Raw genomic sequence first — 22,370 nt, 5'->3', positions numbered from 1 at the left:
CCCGGGCCGGCCAGCGCGCCGGCCCACCCGGTTTTTCATGAACACAACAGCAAGGAGACTTTCAGCATGAGCACCCAACCCGAGACGCGCGGTTCGCGCGCAGGCGCCGTCCTGCGCGTGACCAGCGGCAATTTCCTGGAACAGTTCGATTTCTTCCTGTTCGGCTTCTACGCGACCCACATTTCCAAGGTCTTCTTCCCCACCAGCAGCGATTTCGCTTCGCTGATGCTGACCTTCGCCGTGTTCGGTGCCGGTTTCCTGATGCGGCCACTGGGTGCCATCGTGCTGGGCGCCTATATCGACGAAGTGGGCCGCCGCAAAGGTCTGATCGTGACCCTTTCCATCATGGCCAGCGGCACCATCCTGATCGCCTGCGTGCCTGGGTACGCCAGTATCGGCCTGCTGGCGCCGCTGCTGGTCCTGATCGGACGTCTGCTGCAGGGTTTCTCGGCCGGAGCCGAACTGGGCGGGGTATCGGTCTACCTGGCCGAGATGGCCACGCCCGGCCGCAAGGGCTTCTACACCGCCTGGCAGTCGGCCAGCCAGCAGATCGCCATCGTCGTGGCCGCGCTCATGGGCTATGCCCTCAATCTCTGGCTGGATGCAACGCAGATCGCTGCCTGGGGCTGGCGCATTCCCTTCTTCGTGGGCTGCCTGATCGTGCCGTTCATCTTCCTGCTGCGTCGTTCCCTGCAGGAGACCGAAGCCTTCAAGGCACGCGCCCATCGTCCTGCCTTGGGCGAGGTCTATCGCACCATGCTGGCGAACTGGAAGACCGTGATCGCCGGCATGCTGCTGGTGGCCATGACGACCACCACTTTCTACCTGATCACCGTCTACACGCCGACCTTCGGCAAGTCGGTACTCAAGCTCTCGACCCAGGCCAGCCTGGTGGTGACCTTGCTGGTGGGGCTGTCGAATTTCTTCTGGCTGCCCATCGGCGGCATGGTGTCCGACCGTATCGGGCGGCGCCCGGTGCTGCTGAGCATCACCGTGCTGGCGATTCTGACCGCCTATCCCGCACTATCCTGGCTGGCCGCCGCACCCAGTGTGGAACGCATGCTGCTGGTGCTGCTGTGGCTGTCGTTCTTCTTCGGCATGTACAACGGCGCCATGGTGGCGGCACTGACCGAGATCATGCCGGAGCAGATCCGCGTGGCCGGCTTCTCGCTGGCCTTCAGCCTGGCCACCGCCGTATTCGGCGGCTTCACCCCGGCCATCTCCACCTGGTTGATCGAACTCACCGGCGACAAGGCTGCGCCCGGCTACTGGCTGACCTTCGCTGCCGTCTGCGGCCTGTCGGCTACGCTGATCCTCTATCGTGGGCAGGCCGTTGCGGTGCGGGCAGCCGCCTCGCGGGCAGGCTGAGCGCCGCCCGGCATCTGCCGTTTCCGGACATTCAGCGCACCGTGGCTGGCACCAGCAAACCATTGAGCGCATCGCCGACGATCAGTGAGGGCAGGGAGCGGTGGTCGTTGGCGAGGATGACGCTGTCCTTCTCGACATCGCCCGGCAGCACCAGCTGCGCGATGTAGCGACAGTCGCTGCTGCAGGTGTAGCGCAGCACGGTCTGGCCGCGCACCGCCTCCAGGATGGTCTGCCCGTGTTCCACGCCGTAGTAGCGCACGCTCACCAGTTGCTGTGAGGCGCCGGCATCGGGGTCGCGATAGAAGTACGTGCCGCGTTCGACCCGCGTGTAATGCGGCCACGGCATGCTGCCGGCTGGCGCCAGGCCGTCGATCTGGCGCGCATCCAGCCCCAGCCGCAAAGCCTGGGGGAGCGGCACCGGTACGGCGGCTTTGCCCTGGTCGCTGATATCGGCCTGGCCTGCGGCGGCGGACAGTTCAGCCTGACGCCGACGGTACCAGTCCAGCAGGCAGCCGCGGTCGCTGCAGTGCTGCTCGCGCCAGTGCCATTGCGCATCACTGGCGGCGCGAAAGGCGCGCTTGTCGGGGGCCATGTCACGGGCCTGGCGGAAGGCCCGGCCCAGGGCGTCATCCAGGGCCGATAACTGGGCATCGCCACAGATGGTCTTTTCGTTGCGGGAAGCGGCCTTGCCGCAATCGAAGCTGGCGGCCAAGCTGCCGGAGGCGAGCAGGAGCGCCAGCAGGGCTGGCAGTGCTGGCAAAGCGAGATGGGAGAGCTTGTTCATGGCGAGACTGTCCGTATTGCGAGCGAATGACGGGCGCCAGCTTCGCATTGCGCGCCCCGACGCAAAACGCGGAGAAGACAGGGAAAATTTCCAAAATCTTTGCAACTGAAAAAGCGTGTTGGGTTTGTCTTCACATTCATCGCGCTGCCTGCCTGCGCAGGCCATGTCACATGGCAGTAGAATCGCGGTCTTCATGCCATTTGCGCGATCCGCGCAAGGCACATAACCAGCACACAACCAGCACGCAGCAGACCGGTGACAGGCACAGAGGACAACACCCCGCAATCGCAATTGCGCCCAGGCGAACGTGCCGGCTTCATCCTGAGCCGACACTGGCGCGACACGCCGGCGGGCGTCGAGATCGAGCTGTGGCTGGCCACTGACAATGGCCCGCAATGCCTGCGCCTGCCGCCGCAGGAGGCGGTGGCCTTCGTGCCGCAGGCGGAGGCCGAACGGGTAGACGCCCTGATCGCCGGCGAGCGCGGCATGCAGTTGCGTCCGCTGGAACGACTCAAGGACTACAGCCAGCGGCCGGTGATGGGCCTGTATGGTCGCCATTACCGCAAGCTGCTGAAGATCGAAAAGGCGCTGATCGCTGCCGGCATCCCCGTCTATGAAGCCGATATCCGGCCGCCCGAGCGCTACCTCATGGAGCGTTTCATCAACGCGCCGCTGGCCTTCCAGGGCGTCGACGATGGTCAGGGAGTGCTGGTCGAGGCCCGTGTCCGCGCCTTGCCGGGCTACCGCCCGCCGCTGAAGCTGGCTTCGCTGGATATCGAGACCAGTTGGCAGGGCGAGCTCTACAGCATCGCCATCGAAGGTTGCGGCCAGCGCAGCGTCTATGTGCTGGAGCCGGACAGCGGAGCCGCCGGGCAGTCAGGCGAGGCGGTCGCCAAGGCGGCCGAGGCCGGTTTTGCGCTGCAGTTCTGCGACAGTCGTGCCGCGCTGATCGAAGCCCTCAACGACTGGATGGCGCGCCATGATCCGGATGCCCTGATCGGCTGGAACCTGATCCAGTTCGACCTCAACGTGTTGCAGAAACAGGCGGACAAATACCGCGTTCCGCTGCGCCTGGGGCGGGCCGGACGGGCCCTGGAGTGGCGCGAACACGGCCTGCGTGCCAACCACCTGCTGGTATCGGCCCCGGGGCGGCTGGTGATCGACGGCATCGAAAGCCTGCGTTCGGCATTCTGGAATTTTCCGTCCTTCAGTCTGGAAAACGTAGCGCAGACCCTGCTGGGAGAGGGCAAGGCGATTGCCACCCCCTACCAGCGCATGGACGAGATCGACCGCATGTTCGCCGAGGACAAGCTGGCCCTGGCCACTTACAACCTCAAGGATTGCGAGCTGGTCACGCGCATCTTCGTGCACACCGAGATCCTGTCCTTCCTGCTGGAGCGCGCCAGCGTCACCGGCCTGCAGGCCGACCGCAGCGGCGGTTCGGTGGCGGCGTTCACCCATCTCTACCTGCCGCACATGCACCGCAAGGGCTATGTGGCGCCCAACCTGGGCGATGCCGAGCCGCTGGCCAGTCCGGGCGGCTTCGTCATGGATTCGCGCTCGGGGCTGTATGACTCGGTGATCGTGCTGGACTACAAGAGCCTGTATCCGAGCATCATCCGCAGCTTCCTGATCGACCCGGTGGGGCTGGTCGATGGCACCCTCAACGAGCCGGAAGAGGAGACCGTGCCTGGTTTCAACGGTGGGCGCTTCTCGCGTCGCAGTCATAGCCTGCCGGCCATCATCGAGCAGCTGTGGCAAGCCCGGGAAGCCGCCAAGGCACAGGGCAACAAGCCCTTGCAGCAGGCGCTGAAGATCATCATGAACTCCTTCTACGGGGTGCTGGGTTCGACGGTGTGCCGCTTCTTCGATTCGCGGCTGGCATCGTCCATCACCCGGCGCGGGCATGAAATCATGCATCGCACGCGCGAACTGATCGAGGAAGAGGGCTTCGAGGTCATCTATGGTGATACCGATTCGACCTTCGTCTGGCTGCGTCGCGCCCATGACGACGAACAGGCGCGCCAGATCGGCCTGCGCCTGACCGGCCGCATCAATGACTGGTGGCGTCAGCACCTGGCCGATGAGTACGGGCTCGAGAGCGCGCTGGAACTGCAGTACGAGGTGCATTACCAGCGTTTTCTGATGCCCAACGTGCGGGGCGCCGATACCGGCAGCAAGAAGCGCTATGCCGGCTATGTCCGCAGCGCCGACGGCCAGGACAAGGTGACCTACAAGGGGCTGGAAACGGTACGCACTGACTGGTCGCCGCTGGCGCAGCGCTTCCAGCAGGAGCTGTATCTGCGCATCTTCCGGGGCGAACCCTACCGCGACTACATCGTCGGCTATGTGGCCGACCTGTTTGCCGGCCGGCTGGACGAGCTGCTGGTCTACCGCAAGCGCCTGCGGCGCCAGCTGGACCATTATGAAAAGAACGTGCCGCCACACGTGCGGGCGGCGCGCATGGCCGACCAGGCCAACCAGCAGGACGGGCGGCCCCTGCAATACCAGCACGGCGGCTGGATCAACTACGTCATGACCACGGCCGGCCCGGAGCCGCTGGAAAAGCGCAGTGCCGCCATCGATCATGGGCACTACCTGGAGCGCCAGCTGGCCCCGGTGGCCGATGCCATCCTGGTCTTCGTGGGCGACAGCTTTGCGGCCGTGACCTCACCCCAGCAGGAATTGTTCTGAAGCGCCGCAGAATGAAAAAAGGCCGGATTCGATGAATCCGGCCCTGCTTGCATGCGCTTGCACTGGTCAGTGCAGGCGCGAATCCGACTCACGTCCCGAGCGCGGGTCGTACTGGACGCGCAGCGGCACCGGCTGGCGACGCGGCTTCTGGTACAGCTTGTGGCGCAGGAACAGACCGAAGGCCAGCACGCCCGCGAGCACATAGAACGCATAGAAAGCCGCGAGATAGCTACCGTGGTGAAGCAGGGTGTCGATGATGGCCATAGGTCCTCCTTGGGGAGTCATTCAGTGTCGATGGCCTCATCGTATGCCGGGACGTCGGTGGCGGATATCAGGGTTTTTCTGATGTGTGTCGCTGCAACGGCAACTGTACCCCAACGCGCCGGGGCGCCGTCAGCGCCCCGGGCCCGGCTGCGCCATGGCGGCGGCAGGTGGTACTTGCAGGTGTTGCAACAGCTTGGACACCATCAGGATCACGGTCAGGCTGACGATGCAGAAGAACACCGCCAGCGGCGTCAGGCTATGGATGGACACGAATCCGGCCAGCCCCATCATCCCCGAGGACACCAGCAGCAGCGCAAAGCCGAGGATGGCACTGGTCAGCCCGGCGATATGCGGGAAGATCGAATTGCCCTTGGCCATCAGCGTGGGATACATGGCCCCGGCGCAGAAGCCCATCACCAGCACCGGCGTGATCAGCGTCCACACCTGCAGGCCCACGGTCAGGGCCAGCACCAGCATGACGAAGGCGGCACCGGCCATGACCCGCGCGCCGATGCGCAGGCGCGCTTCGGCACTGGGCAGGCGGCGATGCTGGATGCGATTGGAAATGCCGCCCAGGAAATACATCATGCCGATGGCCAGCGCCATGTAGCCGAAGAAGGTCGGTGGCTGATGCAGGGTGTTCTGCACCATGAAGGGGCCGACGATGTTGAATACCAGCAGGATGCTATAGCACAGGCCCTGGGCCAGGAAGCAGCTCTGGAACACCGGGCTGGCCAGCACCATGCGGGCATTCCTGAACAAGGTCCGGGGGTGCAGGTGCACCGGCTGGGCCAGGGTCTCACGGTAACGCCACAGGATGGCCCACATGGCGAAGGAGTAGATCAGCAGGAACACCAGGCAGGAGCGCCAGCCGAAGGCTTCCTGCAGGTGTGCGCCGATCACCGGGGCGACGATGGGCGCCAGGCCCCAGGCAATGGCCATGTAGGTGTAGGCATGCACCAGCGCCTGGCCGGCAAAGGAGTCGGTGATGATGGCCTTGGCCAGCAGGTTGGTGGCGGCGATGCCGAAGCCCTGCAGGATGCGGGCAGCGACGAAGGTTTCCAGGTTGGGCGCCACCAGGGTCAGGACACAGCCCAGCGTGAACAGGCCCAGCCCCAGGGCCAGGATGCGTTTGCGGCCGAAGGCGTCGGCCAGCGGCCCGAACACCAGCTGCCCGAAGGCATAGGCGATCAGGTAGCCGGTCACGCTGGTCTGGATGGCCTGGGCCGAAGTGGCGTAATCGATCGCCATCTCCGGCAGCGCCGGCACGTACAGATCGATGGCCAGCTGGCCGGCCGAGGCAAAGGCGCAGATCAGGAACAGCAGGAAGCGCGGGTGGTTCGGAGACGGCTTGGCAGAAGAGCTCATGAAGGGGGATGCTGCGTAGACAAAGACCGCTATTGTGAACCTTGATGCAGTTTTCTGCTGGCGGCGGCTCAGCTTGGGCGGGGGGGGGCGCCTAAAGTTTCATTATTGGCCAGAGCAGAATGGCAAGTTCTGATGCCTGTAAAACATCATCTTGTAGAAATAATTCGAGACGAGAGCAGTAAACTTTCGATATTCGACTCTCCTCGTTCCCACGGACGTATCGTCTGCCGACCGCAAGCCAGCGCGTCTGCCGCGGCAGGTGGCGCGGCGGCAGCTGCCAATTCCTTGGGGGAGGGAGATATCGTGAATTTCATTTTTCGCCGGTTTTCGATCCGGCAGATCTTTATCGCGCTGGTGACGGTGATTGCCATGCTGATGGCGCTCATCGTGCTGGCCGCCTATGAGGAGGAAAACGCCAACATGGCCCTGAACCGGGCCAATGAGCAGCGTTTCAGCTCCTTTCTGCTGGCCGCCGAGCTGCGCCAGAGCTCGGACGACCTGACCCGGCTGGCGCGCACCTACGTGGTCACCGGCGATCCGGTCTACGCCCAGCACTACCAGACGGTGCTGGACATCCGCGACGGCAGGCGAGCACGTCCTCAGCACTACGAGCGCATCTACTGGGACTTCTTCGATGCCGAGGGGCGTGCGCCGCGTCCGGACAGCAATGTCAGTGCGGCGCTCACCGATCTGATGCGCGAGAACGGCTTCACCGCCGCCGAGCTGAGCAAGCTGACCGAGGCCAAGAACATTTCCGATACCCTGGTCCAGATCGAGACCCGTGCCATGGAGATGGTCAAGGCGCAGCGCGCCGCCGGTGCCAGCGCCAACCGCAACGAACTGGAACAGGCACGGCAGATGATGCATGACGCGAGCTACCACCAGAACAAGGCCCGGATCATGCACCCGGTCGACGAGTTCTTCGCCATGCTGGACCAGAGGACGGCCGGCCAGGTGCAACAGGCGCAGGAAGCTGCAGACCGCATGACGCGGGTGGTCTACCTGCTCATCGGCGTCAGCCTTGTGGTGCTGACCGGCACGCTGCTGGTGGTGTACAAGGCCATTGCCGGTCCGCTGGCGGGGGCGGTGGAGGTTGCCCGGCGTGTCTCCCATGGCGACCTGACGGCGCCGATCGATGTCGGCTACAAGGGAGAGACCCGCATGCTGCTCTACGCCCTGAAGGAAATGCGCGACGGGCTCACCTGCATCGTGCGGCAGGTGCGCGAGGGGGCCGACTCGATCCGTGTATCGGCAGCCCAGGTCGCCTCGGGTTCCCAGGACCTGTCCTCGCGCACCGAAGAGCAGGCCGGTTCGCTGGAAGAGACAGCAGCCTCGATGGAGCAGATGAATGCCAACGTGCAGCGCAACGCCGGCAACGCCCAGCGCGCCAGCCAGCTGGCCGGCACCGCCTCGCAGGTGGCGCGCGAGGCAGGGTCGGTGGTGGCCGAGGTGGTGACGACGATGGCCTCGATCAAGGATTCCTCGCACCGTATCGTGGAGATCATCACGGTGATCGACGGGATTGCCTTCCAGACCAACATCCTGGCGCTCAACGCGGCGGTGGAGGCGGCCCGGGCCGGTACCCAGGGCCGCGGCTTCGCGGTGGTGGCCGGCGAAGTGCGCAACCTGGCGCAACGTGCCGCAGCCGCTGCCAAGGAGATCAAGCTATTGATCGACAATTCGGTGGACAAGGTGGAGAGCGGCAACCTGCTGGTCAAGAAAGCCGGCCAGACCATGGCGGACGTGGTCGAGAGCGTGCAGCGGGTCAACGACCTGATGGGCGATATCGCCAGCGCGAGTGTGGAGCAGTCCAGCGGACTGCAGCAGATCTCGATGGCGGTCAAGCAGCTTGACGACGTCACCCAGCAGAACGCCACCCTGGTCGAGCAGACCTCGTCGGCCTCCGACTCAATGCAGGAACAGGCCAACCGGCTGGCGCAGCTGGTCGGGGAATTCAAGCTCTTGCCCAACTTCGACGAGGAAATCCCGCTGCTGCTGGTGGATTAGGATACTTTCACAAGCTCAGCTGACCAGGCGCGCGCGCAAGGCATCGAAGCGCGCCGGCCATTCCCGGCGCCAGCGCTCGCGCAGGGCCGGTGCCATCCAGGCGGCGTCCAGGCCGTTGAGCATGAAGCCGCGCAGGGCATCGATGTCGGCGCCCAGCTGCAGCATGATCAGCCAGGCCCCGGTGGGTGTGATCAGATGCAGGGTCGGGTCGTCGGTGTTGGGGTGCAGGCGCAGGCCGGCGGCCAGCATCTGGCGGATCGGATGGTCCTGCGCCCAGCGTTGTGGCGCCAGCGTGCGCAGGTAATAGGAATTGGTCGGCACCACGGTAAAGATCAGGCCGCGTTCGATGCACCGCTGCAGCAGTGCCGGGTTGTCGACGATGGTATAGCCGTGGTCGACGCGGTCCACCTGCAGCAGGTCGATGGCGGTGGCCACGTTGTTCCAGGGCATGCCGAATTCGCCGGCATGCGCGGTGGTCTTCAGGCCAGCTTCACGCGCCAGGCGGTAGGCGGTCTTGAACAGCTCGGGCGGACGGTCGTTCTCGCGGTAGTCCATGCCGATGCCCACCACCTGCGGCGCCGGATGCTGCAGCATCCACTGCACCATGCTCAGGGCCTCGTCGGGACTGGCTTCGCGGTCGATGCTGGGGATCAGGCGGCCGATGATGCCGATGTCCCGTTCTGCATCCACGATGGCGCGCACGATGGCGTCTTGTGCGGCGTCGTAGGCGATGCCCGAGACCCGCACCGTGCCGGTCGGATTCCAGAAGAATTCGCTGTAGGCCACGCCGTGCTGCCAGGCGTCCTGCAGGTATTCGTAGGTGATGCGGTAGAGGTCGTCGGGCTGGCGGATCAGCACGGCATCGAGGGCGCGCAGCACGCGCAGCACGCCGACCGGCTTTTCGCCGCGGGTGTAGAAGGCTTCGATCTCTTCGGCCGAGACCGGATGGCCGGCGCGCGCGGAAAGTTCGCTGAAGGTCTGGCGGCGCACCGCGCCGAACAGATGGCAATGCAATTCGACCTTGGGCAGGGCGCGCACGAATTGTTCGAGCGTCAGCGGGCCGGTATCGGTGGGGTCGTTAAAACTCATAGACGAAACATCGCGGAAGATCGGTTCAGGGAGGAGTGGCGGGGGCGTCTTCAGGACAGCGTGCCCAGCAGCTCCTGCATCATGCATTGCATGGCACGTGGGCCGTCGACGGTCATGGCGACCTCGGTATTGGCCGGTGCGCGCCGGGGGACGCGGAATTCGCACACCGTCATGCCCCGCGTGAGCCGGCCCTGCAGTTCGATATCCACCCGCGCCGAGCGGAAACTGAACAGTTCCGGACGCTTGAGCCAGATCGCCACCGCCGGGTCATACATCGGCATGGGCACCGAGCCGTCCGGACTGCGGATGCGCAGGTAGGCATCGAAGTAGCCGGCCAGCCAGCGGGCGCGGGGCGTGCCCAGGGCGCGCACCTGCTGCACCTCGTCGGCGGTCACCAGCAGTTGACGGCACAGGTTCAGCCCGAACATGCGCAAGGGGATACCGGATTGGAACACCAGATCGGCCGCTTCGGGATCGGCAAAGATGTTGAATTCGGCGGCCGCCGTGTGATTGCCCTGGTCGGCCGAGCCCCCCATGAGGATGATTTCCTTGACCATGGAGGCGATCTCGGGCGCACGCTGCAGGGCGATGGCCACATTGGTCAGCGGCGCGATGCACATGAGGGTGATCTCGCCGGCGTGCAGGCGGATCGCCTCGATCATGGCATCCACCGCGTGCGGCAGCGGCGAACGCTGCAGTTGCTGCGACTGGCGCGCTTCGAGTTCGGCGATGTCGACCTGCGGCAAGGCGTCACCGGTGGTGGCCATGCCGGCCTGGCCGAGGATGGATTGCGCGGTCTCGATGTTGCCGGCCAGCGGCTTCTCGCAGCCGGCATAGACCGGCACATCCAGCTGATAGTGCTGCTTGATGCGCAGCGCATTGTCGTAGGTGGTCGCCAGCGGCGCGTTGCCCGCCACCACCGATACGCCCAGCCAGTTCACGTCGAGGTTGGCCGACAGCATCAGCATGGCCAGCCAGTCGTCGAAGCCGGGGTCGGTATCAAGCCAGATCTTGTGCATGTTCTTGTTTTCCTTGGAGGGTAGGGGCCTGCTCAGGCGGGCAGCGTCAGGGCCTGTTCGCGCGGCAGGTGGAAGGCCACGTCGTCGCCTTCACGGGCTAGTGCCTGGGCCGCCGGGGCCATGCCGCGCACTTCGCCCAGGGCAGTCTGCAAGAGATATTCCACCGATTCACCCAGGAAGCCCCGCGACAGCACACGGCCCTGGTAGCTGCCGCTGCCGACCTGGACCTGCTGCACGCGCCAGCCGGCGCAGGCGGTGCCAGCGGGCAGGCCAGGGCAGGGCAGGCTGCCCTGCGGGCCGTGGAGGGCGCCGTCGCGGTAGTCGAACAGGTTTTCGAAACCCATGAAATTGGCGACGAAACGGGTGCGCGGGGCATTGAAGAGGCGCTCCGGCGTATCCAGTTGCTCGATCTTGCCGCCGTTCATGACCACGATGCGGTCCGACATCGCCAGCGCTTCATCCTGGTCGTGGGTGACGTAGAGCATGGTGATGCCCAGCTCGCGCTGGATGCGGCGCAGCTCGGCGCGCATCTGCACGCGCAGCTTGGCGTCGAGGTTGGAGAGCGGTTCGTCCAGCAATAGCAGCTTGGGTTCGATCACGATGGCCCGTGCCAGCGCCACGCGCTGCTGCTGGCCGCCCGACATCTGCGCCGGCAGGCGCGCTTCGAAACCGGCCAGGCCGACCGCGGTAATCACCTTCTCCACCCGCTGGCGCAGTTCGGCCGCAGGTACCTTGCGCAGGCGCAGTCCGAAGGCCACGTTGTCGAACACGTTCAGGTGCGGGAACAGGGCATAGGACTGGAACACCAGACCGATGTCGCGCTTGTTGGGCGGCAGGCGGCTGATGTCGCGTCCGTCCAGCGTGATGCTGCCGGCGCGCAGCTCGATCAGGCCGGCGATGGCGCGCATGGTGGTGGTCTTGCCGCAGCCGCTGGGGCCGAGCAGGGAAATCAGCTCGCCTCGGGCCACGTCCAGGTCCAGCCCTTGCACGGCGGTCTTGGCATTGCCGTAACCGAGGGCGACTTGCTGCAGTGTCAGGTAACTCATCACGTTCTCACATCACATGTATTTGGAAATGCTCAGCACCTTTTCGGTGACCAGCACGAAGGCCATGGTGAACAGCACCAGCAGCGTGGACAGCGCCGCGATGGAAGGATCGAAGCTGTTCTCCATGTGGCCCAGCATCTCGATGGGCAGGGTGCTGATGCCAGGTCCGGTCAGGAACAGCGATACCGGCACCTGGTTGAAGGAGGTCACGAAGGCCAGGAAGAAGGCCGCGATCACGGCGCCCCGGATATTGGGCAAGACCACCAGGCGGAAGGTCTGGGCGCGGGTGGCGCCGAGGGTGATGGCGGCTTCCTCGATGTCCACGCGCAGATTGGCCAGGCTGGAATAGACCACCCGCACCGCATAGGGCGTCAACAGGCCGACGTGGCCGATCAAGAGACCCAGGAATACTGGCGCATCGATCACCAGCACGAAATGGCGCAGCAGGCCCAGGCCCACCAGCATGGCCGGGATGATCAGGGGCGAGGTCAGCACTTGCTTGATCACCGCCATGCCGGGCGGCGGCATGCGTGACATGGCATAGGCCACGGGCACGCCCAGCAGCAGGGCGATCACGGTCGCCAGCAGGCCGATTTCCAGGCTGGTACCGAAGGCCTGGCGGAATTCGTCGGCCTGCAGCACCGCCACGATCCAGCGCAGCGAATAGGAGGGCGGCGGGAAGGCCAGCGTCTCGCCGCCGCTGAAGCCGGCCAGGAAGACGATGATGAACGGTCCCAGCAGGAACAGCATCACGGCCCACAGCACCAGGCGCGGGAACAGTCCTTGTTTCATGTCGTCCTCCGGGGAGCGGCAATGCGTTTCAATCCGGCGTTGACGGCCAGCGTCATCGCCACCAGGATCACCGCGATCACGTTGGCGGTGCCGAAGTCGCTCTCCACGCTGACCTTCTGGTAGAGCAGGGTTTCCAGCATCAAGACCTTGGGGCCACCCAGCAAGGCCGGGGTGACATAGGCAGTGACGCTGCCGGTGAATACCAGCGTGCCGCCCACGATCAAGCCCTCTTGCGTCAGCGGCAGGGTGACGCGGGTAAAGACCTGCCAGGCATTGGCGCCCAGGGTGGAGGCCGCCAGCGCCAGGTCGGCGGAGATGTTTTCCATGGCGCTGACCAGCGACATCAGCATCAGCGGCAGCAGCAACTGCAGCAAGCCCACGAACACCGCCATCTCGGTAAAGAGCAGGCGTTGCGGTTCATCGGTCAGGCCCAGTTGCAGCAGCACGGCATTGACCGCGCCATTGCGCCCGAACAGCACGATCCAGGCATAGGTCCGCGCAATGGGTGACACCATCAGCGGCAGGATCATCATGCCCAGCACCAGTCCGCGCCAGCGTGGTGCCACCCGGACGATGGCTTGCGCCGCGGGATAGCACAGCAGGGCCGAGCACAGGGTGACCAGGGCGGCGATGCGCAGGGTGCGCCACAGCACCTGCAGGTGCAGCGGTTCGGCGAAGAAATCGGCGAAGCGGGCCAGGCTCCATTGCAGCGGGCCACCGTCCAGGCTGTCCGGGCCGCCGGTGCGGAAGGCCCCCAGCAGCAAGGCAGCCACCGGCAGCAGGAAGCAGACCACGGTGAAGATCAGCGCCGGCGTGACCAGCATCAGGCCGAGGCGGGTTTTGGATTGGGCGAGCATGTTGGGCAAACGATGTCAGGAAGATGAACGACAGCGACGGCCGCCATCCCGCAGGAGAGCGGCCATCGACGATGGCGTCGGGCGTGTGGCCGGATTACTTGCTGATGCCCTTGTTCCACTGTTCCAGCCAGCCGGAGCGGTGCTTGAGCAGGTCTTCCGGCTTGACGAACTTGAGCGAGGCGATATGTTCGCCGCCATAGGTATTGAATTCGGCCTTGTCCTTGGGCAGCACCACCTGGGTGTTCACGGGTGAATCCACAAGTTCCATCGCCAGCGCGGTCTGCACGTCCTTGGACAGCCAGAAATCCATCAGTTGGTAGGCCAGGTCGGCGTTCCTGGACTTGGCGACGATGCCCATCACATTCATGCCGGCGGCCTGGCCTTCGGCGGGGATGGCCCACTTCAGCGGCATGCCGGTCTTCATCAGCTGCGACCAGGTGAAGCGCGCCACCGGGGCGACCCAGATTTCATCCTGGGCAAACAGCGAGGACAGCTGCGCGCTGTTCTTGGTGAAGGTCACCACGTTGTTCTTGATGGACAGGATCTTCTGCATGCCAGCGGCATAGTCGCCACCCTTGCCACCCCAGGCCAGATCGGCCATCTGCAGCGCCAGCGGGCCCTGCGTGGTGCTCACATCCGGCAGGGCGATGCGGCCCTTCAGTTCAGGGTTCCAGAGGTCCTTCCAGGACTTGGGGGCGGCGGTCTTGTCGCTGCGATAGACCAGGCCCACCGAGTAGATGGTGTAGCCCACGGCGTAGTTGCCGCCGATGGGATTGCGGGCGAAGGGGTAGATCTGGCTGTAGTTCTTCAGCTGGGTGTAGTCCAGCGGCTGCACCAGGCCCTTGCGGGCGGCTTCCAGCATGCCGAAGTCCGACAGCAGCACCAGGTCCACCACCGGGTTGTTGCGGCGGGCATCCAGCTTGGCGATGCGGTCGGCATTGTTGCCGGTCTCGACCACGATCTCGCAGCCGCATTTTTCCTTGAACGGTGCATAGACCAGCTTGTTGAACAATGGCTGCGAAATCGGGTAGGCCGACAGCACCAGGGTGCGCTTTTCCGCGTGGACCGGCGCGCTCAGCAGGGACAGGCCGAGGCCGGCAGTGACCAGGGCGGCCGAAGCACGGGTGAAGGGGACTTTGTTCAACATGACTATCCTTGAAACCGACAAAAGACTTGTATTGTAGGCCCGACCGCCGCGGGAGCCAGCGGCCAGGCCTGGGGAGAACGATCAGAAGACGTGACGCACGCCCAGCATCAGCACCGCCTGCTTCTTGTCACTGGAGGACGGGAAGCCGAAGATGGTGGCCTTGGTGGCATCGCCAGCAGCCATCTGGTAGCTGTAGGTGATGGCCACGTCGGTGCGCTTGGACAGGAAGTAGTCAGCCTGGAAGTTGACCTGGTGCCACTTGGGGTTGGTGTTGATGGTGTCGTACTTGCCGGTGGTATAGAAGTAGGACGCGCCCAGGTTCAGTTGTGGCGTGTAGTGGTGCACCAGGTTGATGTCCACGTTCTGCAGGGTCAGCTTGGTGTTGTCCAGGTATTCATACTTGACGTTGCTGTACATCGCGCCGAAATCGGTATTGCCCACGATGTAGAAGCCACCGGTACCGGCGATGCGCTGGCGGCGCACGCCGGCCGAGCTGTTGACCGCGCTCTTGTTGAAGATCAGCAGCGAGCTGGCGTAGTCGTTGCCCATGGCGCCGTCCGGGCTCTTGCTGCTGTTGGGCTGGTCCATCTGGGTGTAGGCCACGGCCCAGCGGAAGTTGCCGCCCTTGTAGCCGGAACCGATGCTCATGACGCGGTTCACGGCGGCGTCGCCGGCCGCTTCACCGAAACCATAGACGGCGGTGACGTTGAAGTTGTTGAAATAGGGGCTGACGTACTTGACCGAATTCTGTACGCGCAGGTTGTTGTAGCCGTTGTCGTTGTCGCCGATGTGCACGCCGTTACTGGCGATGACCACGGGGCCAAGGTAGTCCTTGACGGCTTCATACTGGCGGCCCAGGGTCACGGTACCCATGCTGTTGGAGGACAGGCCGAGCCACGACTGGCGACCGAACAGGCGACCATTCTGGGCGGCACCGCCGGTCATCATGTTGAAGCCGTTTTCCAGGTTGAAGATGGCCTTGTTGCCGCCGCCCAGGTCTTCCTGGCCGCGGAAACCGATGCGCGGGTTCTGGTTGGTGCCGGACAGCGCCTCGAAGTTGTGCGGACCGCCCTGATTGCTGAGGTAGCCCACGCCACCCGAAATCAGGCCGTAGATCTCGACCTTGCTTTGTGCTTGCGCCTGTGCGCCTGCCAGCGCTGCCGGAATAGCCAGTGCGCCGATCATCCAGTGTTTTTTCATTCCTGCCCCTGTGGTGAGTCTGATGAGGTCTTGCGACCGTTCTTTATGGATAGAACTCAGTTCATAAATAGGCGGGAGTGCGAGCGAGTCCCATTTGGGATGAAGTGCAAGGCGCGAACTTGGGTCAAGACTGGGCGTCTTGACCCAAGTTCGTAACGCAGCAATTCGCCCAAACGGGCCGCTCCCTGCGGGTTCTTCCCAGAAAGGGCGCTGGCCGCGTTGCGCTCCTTGCGTGTGGCGCCGCCACACGACGCGTCGCGCGCCTTGCCAGCACCCTTTCTGGGAAGAACGCATCTCCCGCCTATTTATGAACTGAGTTCTAGTACTGCGAACGGTGTGGAGGATAGGACAAGTGCTTAAATAATATAATTTGTTTATATTTATAATTTCATAAACTGGGTTTATAACCGAGGCGGTTTTCCTGTCCTGTCTTTTTGGCAATGCCATGATCAAATTGAATCAGAAAGTCACCCTTCGTCACCTGCAGGCGCTGGTCACGCTGGCCGACACCAACAGTTTCAGCCGCGCCGCCGATGCGCTCGCGGTGACCCAGCCAGCCTTGTCGGCGTCCATCAAGCAGCTCGAAAACCAGCTTGGGACGCGGCTTTTCGACCGCACCACGCACCAGATCAGCCTCACCGCGCAAGGGGCTGTGGTGCTGGAATACGCGCGTCACCTGCTCAATACGGCCAGCAATATCTTCGACGATATCGAGCATGCCATCGGCACCGGACGGCACCGCATCCGGGTCGGCGCCATCCCTTCGGCGGTCACGCTGACGGCGGCGGTGATCGCCCGTTACAACCAGGCGCACGACGAGCATGTGGAAATCCTGCTACAGGACATGCCCAACGACGCCCTGCTGGACGCCTTGCACTCGGGCAAGCTGGACTTCTGCGTGGGTATCAAGCCACCCGATTCGCTGTCGTCCCAGACGCTGGAAACGGTGACCCTGTTCGAGGATGAGCTGGTCTTGATCGTCTCCCGCCACCATGCCCTGGCCGGGGCCAAGGAAGTGCAGTGGCGGCAGATGGCCGGGGAAGAGATCGTGCTGTTCACCCAGGGCAGCGTGTGGGAATTCGCCTCGGCAGCGCTGATGCAGCACGGACTGGCGTCCTCGCGCCGCTATCAGGTGGTGCACAGCGAATCGCTGTACGGGGTGGTACGGGCCGGCATTGCCATCGGCATCATGCCCAGCCTCTACACCACCTACCTGCGCGACGACAGCCTGCACGTGGCGCCGCTACGGCAACCGACCCTGAAGCGCAAGATCGTGCTCATGCGGCGCAACGAGATCAGTCGCAGCGACTGGACCGACCATTGCTTCCGTGAACTGCGCAGTGACCTGAAGCAGGCCAATCACTGGTTCTGAGGGACTGCCGCTCAGTAGCGCGCATCGGCGGGCTTCTTGTCGCGGGGCCAGTCGTTGACCTTGGGTGCGAAGTCCGGACGCGGCTGGTGCGTGAAATATTCGGCCACATCCAGCGCCTCCTGATCGGACAAGCCTCCTTGACCAAGCGGAAAGCGGTCGTGCAAGGCGATCGGCATGTTGCGCTTGACGAAGGCTGCCGCAGTGTAGGTGCGCGCCATGCCGGCACCGATATTGAACGAGGCATCGCCCCACAGCGGTGGGTATACCCACTGGCCGGCCTGATTCTTGACGCCTTCGCCCTGTTCACCATGGCACAGTGCACACTGCGCGGTATAGACACGCTGGCCGTTGACCGGATCAGGCTTGAGCCGGGGATCGATCTTGCCCACGCCACGGCCTGCGACCTTATCCTCGGCTCGGGTATCGCGCCGCATCCAGTCGATGTAGGCCAGCATGGCCTTCATGTCTTCCGATCCCGCGGGTAGCGGCTTGCCGTTCATGGAGCGCTGGAAGCATCCGTTGATACGATCTTCCAGCGTAATGAGACGCCCGGCGCGCGCGGCATAGCTGGGGAAGAAAGCCGACACGCCCACGTACGGCGAACCGTCGGCCACGGTGCCGGCATTGAGGTGGCAACTGGCGCAATTGAGTGCGTTGCCGACGTGACCGGGCAGCATGCGGCTGGTCTCGATGTTCAGGCGCGCGCCGCGTGTCAGCTGGGAGGCGTTCTTTTCGCTGAGCATGTCGGCCAGGCGCGGTGTGACGAAGGTTGCAACTTTGGCCTTGTCCATGCCGATGCTTTCACTCAACTGGGCGCGCATGCGGCGCACCATCGTTTCACTGATGTCGCTCTTGGTGGAACCGCCCCAACTGGTGCGGGCGAAGTTGAGTATCTCGGCGATCTCGTGGTCGTTCAGTGCGGCGAACGAGGGCATGGTCATCACCCGCGACTGCGCCTGGGTGCGTGCCGAGCGCCAGCCGGTAAGCATGATGTGAATCAGCGAGGAAGGGTCTGCCGAGTGCAGCGCAGGATTGTTGGCCAGGGTGGGGAACACGTCTTTTACCCCGGCGCCGTCCGGGCGATGGCAATCAGCGCAGAATTGTACGTAGCCCAATCCTCCCCGGCTGCCGTAGAGTTTGTCAGGCGACGGAGCTGAGCTGGGCGTAGTCGGCATCTGCATTGGCAACTCGCCGGGGGCAGGCTGCAGCGAGGCCAGATAGATGCCGATGGACTGCAGGTCGTCGTCGCTGAGGTACTGGGTGCTGTGCTGTACCACATCGACCATGTTGCCGGCCACGCTGCCGAAACGGTTGCTGCCGGTCTTGAGCAAGCGGGCCACATCGTCCGGCTTCCATAGGCCGCGCAGGCTCAGGGCACGCCAGTTTTCCACGGTTTCGCCGCTCAGGAAAAACCGGCCATTTCGGCCACCGTCGCTCATGGCCTTTTCCTGGAAACCGATGCCGCGTGGTGTATGGCAGGCACCGCAATGGCCCAGCCCCTGGACAATGTAGGCACCCCGGTTCCACTGGTTCGACTGCGACAGATCCGGCTGGAACGGAGTGCGGTCGAGGAAGGCCATGTTCCATAGGGCCATGCCCCAGCGCTGGTTGAACGGAAACGACATGCCCAATGCCTGGTTGGCCTGTTGCACCGGCTTTACCCCTTGCATCAGGTAGGTATAGAGCGCTCGCATATCCTCTTCTGTCATCTTGGCATACGACGGATAGGGCATGGCCGGGTAGAGATGATGGCCATCCGCGGCGACGCCTTCGCGCATGACACGGTCGAACTGGGCGAAGCTGTAGTTGCCGATGCCAGTCGCGCGATCCGGCGTGATATTGGTGGAATACAGTTTGCCGAAGGGCGTGTCCAACGGCAGCCCGCCGGCCATCGGCTTGCTCCTGTCGTGGGTATGGCAGGCTACGCAATCGCCCAGGCGCGCGATATAGCGCCCGCGCATTATCTGTTGCCGGGTACCAGCATCCTGTGTGGCGCTGTAGTCGGCGGGCAGATCGTCGATGACGTCGTTCGACGGTGGGGCGGAGGGCGGCAATGAGGTCGCCGCGACTGGCCGCAACGTCGCTGTGACAGACAGGCAGAGCAACAGCAGGCCTGCCGGCACGGACAGGGTAAGGCGGCGGAAGGGGGCGGACGGTAGCTGCATGATCGTGGCTCGCTGAGTTCAGATGGTATCGAGCAATATTTAACGCCCGTCCTCTCCCACCGACGCAGCGGTGATCCCAACCGCCTTGATATGCCGCAAACAATGGTAGTGATGCGCCGTCGCGGGTTTTGCCAGATCGCACAATAGCGCATGCCATAAGAAACGCCGTCCGGTATGAACAGCACCGGACGGCGTTTCATCTAAAGGGTGGGTCTATTTGCCGGAAGACCGCAGCGACATGCGCTGCAGGATGGGCATGCGATCGAAGAACTGGTGCCACAGCGCGCCCAGCACATGCAGGCCCACCAGGAAATAGACGGCATTGCCCATGAATTCATGGACTTCCTTGATCGGCCCGCGCAAGGCCATGTCCTTGGCCAGGATCACCGGCAGGGTGCTGCCGAAGAACACCACCTCGCGGCCACCGGCCTGGGTGAAGAGGATGCCTGTCACCGGCAGGCCGATCATCACCACGTACAGCAGCAGGTGTACCGCATGCGCCCCCAGACGTTGCAAGCGGGGCAAGGACAGTTCGGGCGGCACGCCCAGCATCTTGCGGGCGATCAGGCGCACCACCACCAGGATCAGCACAAGCTGGCCGGCGTGCATATGCACTGTGCGCAGCAGGTCGCGCAGGGGATCGCCCTTGGGAACATCGTCGCGATATTCGATGGTGGCCAGCGCCACCACGAAGAGCAGGAACATCAGCCAGTGCAGGGCGGCCGAGAGCGGGTGATAGCGTGTTCGTTGCAGGGTGTCGGGATATTGGTTCATGCTGGCTCCTCCTTGGCTGGCGAAACCGGAATAGTAAAGGCAGAAACTTAGACCGGCATTAGCCTGGCTCAAGAAATCGTGCGGCAGGCAGAGTCCTCGCCGGCAGGAATATCGAGGATCACCCGCAGGCCCTGGCCTGTAGACGCATCCGCGTGCTCCAGCCGCAGGCCGATATCCAGTCGCGCCGCGAGTGATTGCACGATGGAAAGTCCCAGCCCGGAGCCGGGCGCGCCCGCCGGGTCGATGCGATAGAAAGGCTCGAATACCCGCTCCCGCTGCTCGGCAGCGATGCCCGGGCCGGTGTCGCTGATTTCCAGGCGCACCTGACCTGCCTGGGTGGCGGCATCGCCTGCAACGGCGATGCTGACGCGCCCGCCGGGCGGGGTATAGCGCACCGCATTGTCGATCAGGTTGTTCAACAGCAAGCCCAGTTCCAGCGGGTTGGAGCAGACCTCGACCTCCAGGCTGCCATCGACGCCCAGGTCGATATCCTTCTGTTGCGCCAGCGGCAACAGGTCTTCCAGTACCGGTCGTACCGCCTCGCGCAAGATGAAACGGCGACATTGCGAGGCATTGGCCGACTCACCGGACATCCCGCCTTGGGCGCGTGCCAGGGCCAGCATCTGCGCCACCAGCGCCTTGCTGCGTTCGATGCCGCTGCCCAGGCGCAGCAAACGTTCGCGGGCGGTGTCGGACATCTCGCTCTGCTGCAGCCGCTCGGCCTGCAATGACAAGGCTGCCAGCGGGGTACGCAACTCATGCGCGGCATCAGCCACGAAACGCTGCTGGCTGCGCATGGCACCTTGCACCCGGGCCAGCAGGCGGTTGATGGCCTCCACGAAGGGAAGGATTTCGGTGGGCAGGGCGGTAGTGGCGATGGGTTCCAACTGATCATCTCGGCGCTGGTCGATATCCCGGCGCAGGCTCTGCAGCGGGGCGAACAGCTTGCCGATGATGCGTTGCAGGGCCAGCAGCAGGACCGGCACCAGGATCAGCACCGGGATCAGCGCACGCCAGGCATTGCGGTAGGCAATGCGATCGCGGACATCGGTTTCCTGCGACAGGGCGATGCGCCGACCCGATTCCAGCGCTTGCACGTAGACCCGGAAGTTCTCGTGATACACGAAGACGGTCTGCAAACCGTCATTCAGGTCCGCCGGCAGCGGCAAGGGGGGCTGCCCGTGCTCGGCCCGGGCCGTCGTCTCTCCCGGTGAGGCCAGCCATTGCACGGCGATGCGAGATTCGTGATCGCCACCGGGATAGCGGCCTACGGCACCGGCCTCGGGCAATGTGCCGCCCATGCGGGCGATCAGGGCGCCCACCTGGCGCAACATGTCATCCTGCATGCGGATCGAATCGCGATAGGCACTGATGAAGCCGAAGCAACCCGCGCCCACCGCCACCAGCAGGATGGTCGCGGTCAGTGCCAGCGACAGGCGCGCCTGCAGGGAGCGGCTCATACTGGACGCGCGACCATCCATCCCATGCCCCTGATGTTCTTGATGGCGTCCTTGTCCAGTTTCTTGCGCAATGCATGGATCAGGAATTCGACGGCATTGCTCTCCACTTCCTCGCCCCAGCCGTAGATGCGTTCTTCCAGATCGCTGCGCGAGAGAATGGCGCCGGGGCGTTGCATCAGGGCCTGCAGCAAGGCGAACTCGCGGGCCGACAGGCTCACCGGTGGCGATTGCTGCCAGCGGGCGGTCTTGGTGCCCAGGTCCAGCTGCACGGCGCCATTGTCCAGCAGGTCGGTGGCGGCACCCGATTTGCGCCGCATCACGGCGCGCAGGCGGGCCAGCAGTTCGCCCAGGGCGAAGGGCTTGAGGACATAGTCGTCAGCCCCTGCATCCAGGCCATCGATGCGATCCTGCACGCCATCGCGGGCGGTGATGATGAGCACGGGAATGTCGCAGCCACTGCGCAACTGGCGCAAGACGGAGAGACCATCGCGACCAGGCAGTCCGAGATCGAGCAGGGCGGCTGCGTAGACCGGTTGGTGGGTGGCCGACAGGGACGAGGCAGACGACAGTGCGGAGAGTGCGGAGAGGGCAGCGGCCCCGTCACGTACCCAGTCGACCGCATACGAAGCCTCGCGCAGCGCCGCGCGGACCTCCTCGCCGATCATGATGTCGTCTTCTACCAGCAGTATTCTCATCGCCTTGCCTGGGTGGAGCCGGGACGTTGTACCGGCGGCGTTAGAGTCTACGGCAAAAGTGTGGGGGAGGAAATGCGTGGGTCGGTTCAGGTGACGGCGCGACCGGTTTCTTTTCGGTCAGACTGGGTGTCATCAGCGAAGTCCATGAGAACGCATCTCACGCCTATCCATGAAATGGGTTCTAGTCGAGCGCTGTAGTTGCCCCCGCAATTCAGGACACTCAGACATCGTTAAGTTACTGATGCTGCAGCCCGTCTGAACTCGCGAGG

The 22,370-nt window shown here is 64.1% G+C and carries 18 protein-coding genes; 4 read left to right on the top strand and 14 right to left on the bottom strand.

Annotation, left to right across the window (positions count from 1 at the left end; translation table 11 throughout):
- The first annotated feature begins 66 nt into the window (after positions 1 to 66).
- The gene (locus BTM36_RS22290; protein WP_077237993.1) at positions 67 to 1,368 is read left to right on the top strand and encodes an MFS transporter; all 1,302 of its coding nucleotides are present in this window, start codon (positions 67 to 69) and stop codon (positions 1,366 to 1,368) included.
- 31 nt (positions 1,369 to 1,399) lie between these two features.
- Here the strand turns inward: BTM36_RS22290 and BTM36_RS22285 are convergent, their stop codons facing one another.
- Positions 1,400 to 2,152, bottom strand: coding sequence for a lysozyme inhibitor LprI family protein (locus BTM36_RS22285; protein ID WP_077237992.1), 753 nt, complete (start codon positions 2,150 to 2,152; stop codon positions 1,400 to 1,402).
- Positions 2,153 to 2,407: 255 nt separating this feature from the next.
- Here BTM36_RS22285 and BTM36_RS22280 point away from each other — a divergent pair, with 255 nt between their 5' ends.
- Complete coding sequence (locus BTM36_RS22280; RefSeq protein ID WP_077237991.1) at positions 2,408 to 4,846, top strand: DNA polymerase II; 2,439 nt, start codon at positions 2,408 to 2,410, stop codon at positions 4,844 to 4,846.
- Positions 4,847 to 4,912: 66 nt separating this feature from the next.
- Here the strand turns inward: BTM36_RS22280 and BTM36_RS22275 are convergent, their stop codons facing one another.
- Together BTM36_RS22275 and BTM36_RS22270 are read right to left on the bottom strand one after the other, a co-directional pair.
- The gene (locus tag BTM36_RS22275) at positions 4,913 to 5,110 is read right to left on the bottom strand and encodes a hypothetical protein (RefSeq protein ID WP_077237990.1); all 198 of its coding nucleotides are present in this window, start codon (positions 5,108 to 5,110) and stop codon (positions 4,913 to 4,915) included.
- A gap of 129 nt (positions 5,111 to 5,239) precedes the next feature.
- The gene (locus BTM36_RS22270) at positions 5,240 to 6,478 is read right to left on the bottom strand and encodes a multidrug effflux MFS transporter (RefSeq protein ID WP_077237989.1); all 1,239 of its coding nucleotides are present in this window, start codon (positions 6,476 to 6,478) and stop codon (positions 5,240 to 5,242) included.
- A gap of 303 nt (positions 6,479 to 6,781) precedes the next feature.
- Here BTM36_RS22270 and BTM36_RS22265 point away from each other — a divergent pair, with 303 nt between their 5' ends.
- On the top strand, positions 6,782 to 8,485 hold the full coding sequence (locus tag BTM36_RS22265) for a methyl-accepting chemotaxis protein (RefSeq protein ID WP_077237988.1): 1,704 nt from the start codon (positions 6,782 to 6,784) through the stop codon (positions 8,483 to 8,485).
- Positions 8,486 to 8,500: 15 nt separating this feature from the next.
- On the opposite strand, the gene BTM36_RS22260 is transcribed toward BTM36_RS22265, so the two are convergent.
- The 7 genes from BTM36_RS22260 to BTM36_RS22230 all read right to left on the bottom strand — a co-directional run bounded on the left by BTM36_RS22260 (position 8,501) and on the right by BTM36_RS22230 (position 15,635).
- Positions 8,501 to 9,574 carry an adenosine deaminase gene (locus BTM36_RS22260; protein WP_077237987.1) on the bottom strand — a complete coding sequence of 358 codons (1,074 nt, stop codon included), beginning with the start codon at positions 9,572 to 9,574 and terminating at the stop codon, positions 8,501 to 8,503.
- 50 nt (positions 9,575 to 9,624) lie between these two features.
- Positions 9,625 to 10,593: a nucleoside hydrolase gene (locus tag BTM36_RS22255; protein WP_077237986.1), complete on the bottom strand. Its 969-nt coding sequence runs from the start codon at positions 10,591 to 10,593 to the stop codon at positions 9,625 to 9,627.
- Positions 10,594 to 10,625: 32 nt separating this feature from the next.
- A complete protein-coding gene (locus BTM36_RS22250) occupies positions 10,626 to 11,639 on the bottom strand; it encodes an ABC transporter ATP-binding protein (protein WP_077237985.1) in 1,014 nt (337 codons plus the stop codon).
- Between the two features lie 12 nt (positions 11,640 to 11,651).
- Positions 11,652 to 12,431, bottom strand: coding sequence for an ABC transporter permease (locus BTM36_RS22245; protein WP_077237984.1), 780 nt, complete (start codon positions 12,429 to 12,431; stop codon positions 11,652 to 11,654).
- A complete protein-coding gene (locus BTM36_RS22240) occupies positions 12,428 to 13,288 on the bottom strand; it encodes an ABC transporter permease (protein WP_006462232.1) in 861 nt (286 codons plus the stop codon). The genes BTM36_RS22245 and BTM36_RS22240 overlap by 4 nt, the downstream gene beginning before the upstream one ends.
- A 94-nt stretch (positions 13,289 to 13,382) precedes the next feature.
- A complete protein-coding gene (locus BTM36_RS22235; RefSeq protein ID WP_077237983.1) occupies positions 13,383 to 14,435 on the bottom strand; it encodes an ABC transporter substrate-binding protein in 1,053 nt (350 codons plus the stop codon).
- An 81-nt stretch (positions 14,436 to 14,516) separates the two neighbouring features.
- Complete coding sequence (locus BTM36_RS22230; RefSeq protein ID WP_174616896.1) at positions 14,517 to 15,635, bottom strand: porin; 1,119 nt, start codon at positions 15,633 to 15,635, stop codon at positions 14,517 to 14,519.
- 445 nt (positions 15,636 to 16,080) lie between these two features.
- On the opposite strand from BTM36_RS22230, the gene BTM36_RS22225 reads away from it, so the two are divergent.
- Complete coding sequence (locus BTM36_RS22225; RefSeq protein WP_006462229.1) at positions 16,081 to 17,007, top strand: LysR family transcriptional regulator; 927 nt, start codon at positions 16,081 to 16,083, stop codon at positions 17,005 to 17,007.
- A gap of 11 nt (positions 17,008 to 17,018) precedes the next feature.
- Here the strand turns inward: BTM36_RS22225 and BTM36_RS22220 are convergent, their stop codons facing one another.
- The 4 genes from BTM36_RS22220 to BTM36_RS22205 all read right to left on the bottom strand — a co-directional run bounded on the left by BTM36_RS22220 (position 17,019) and on the right by BTM36_RS22205 (position 22,101).
- Positions 17,019 to 19,172: a c-type cytochrome gene (locus BTM36_RS22220; RefSeq protein WP_077237981.1), complete on the bottom strand. Its 2,154-nt coding sequence runs from the start codon at positions 19,170 to 19,172 to the stop codon at positions 17,019 to 17,021.
- 213 nt (positions 19,173 to 19,385) lie between these two features.
- The gene (locus BTM36_RS22215; RefSeq protein ID WP_077237980.1) at positions 19,386 to 19,946 is read right to left on the bottom strand and encodes a cytochrome b; all 561 of its coding nucleotides are present in this window, start codon (positions 19,944 to 19,946) and stop codon (positions 19,386 to 19,388) included.
- Between the two features lie 68 nt (positions 19,947 to 20,014).
- On the bottom strand, positions 20,015 to 21,406 hold the full coding sequence (locus BTM36_RS22210; RefSeq protein WP_077237979.1) for a HAMP domain-containing sensor histidine kinase: 1,392 nt from the start codon (positions 21,404 to 21,406) through the stop codon (positions 20,015 to 20,017).
- Entirely contained in the window at positions 21,403 to 22,101 is a 699-nt protein-coding gene (locus tag BTM36_RS22205) for a response regulator transcription factor (RefSeq protein ID WP_077237978.1), read from the bottom strand. The genes BTM36_RS22210 and BTM36_RS22205 overlap by 4 nt, the downstream gene beginning before the upstream one ends.
- Positions 22,102 to 22,370: the final 269 nt, after the last annotated feature.

The sequence above is a fragment of the Herbaspirillum sp. VT-16-41 genome, from assembly GCF_001994935.1.
Taxonomy (GTDB): Bacteria; Pseudomonadota; Gammaproteobacteria; order Burkholderiales; family Burkholderiaceae_D; genus Herbaspirillum; species Herbaspirillum frisingense.
Note: the sequence above shows the minus strand (reverse complement) of the source record. Positions and strands in the feature narration are given on the sequence as shown.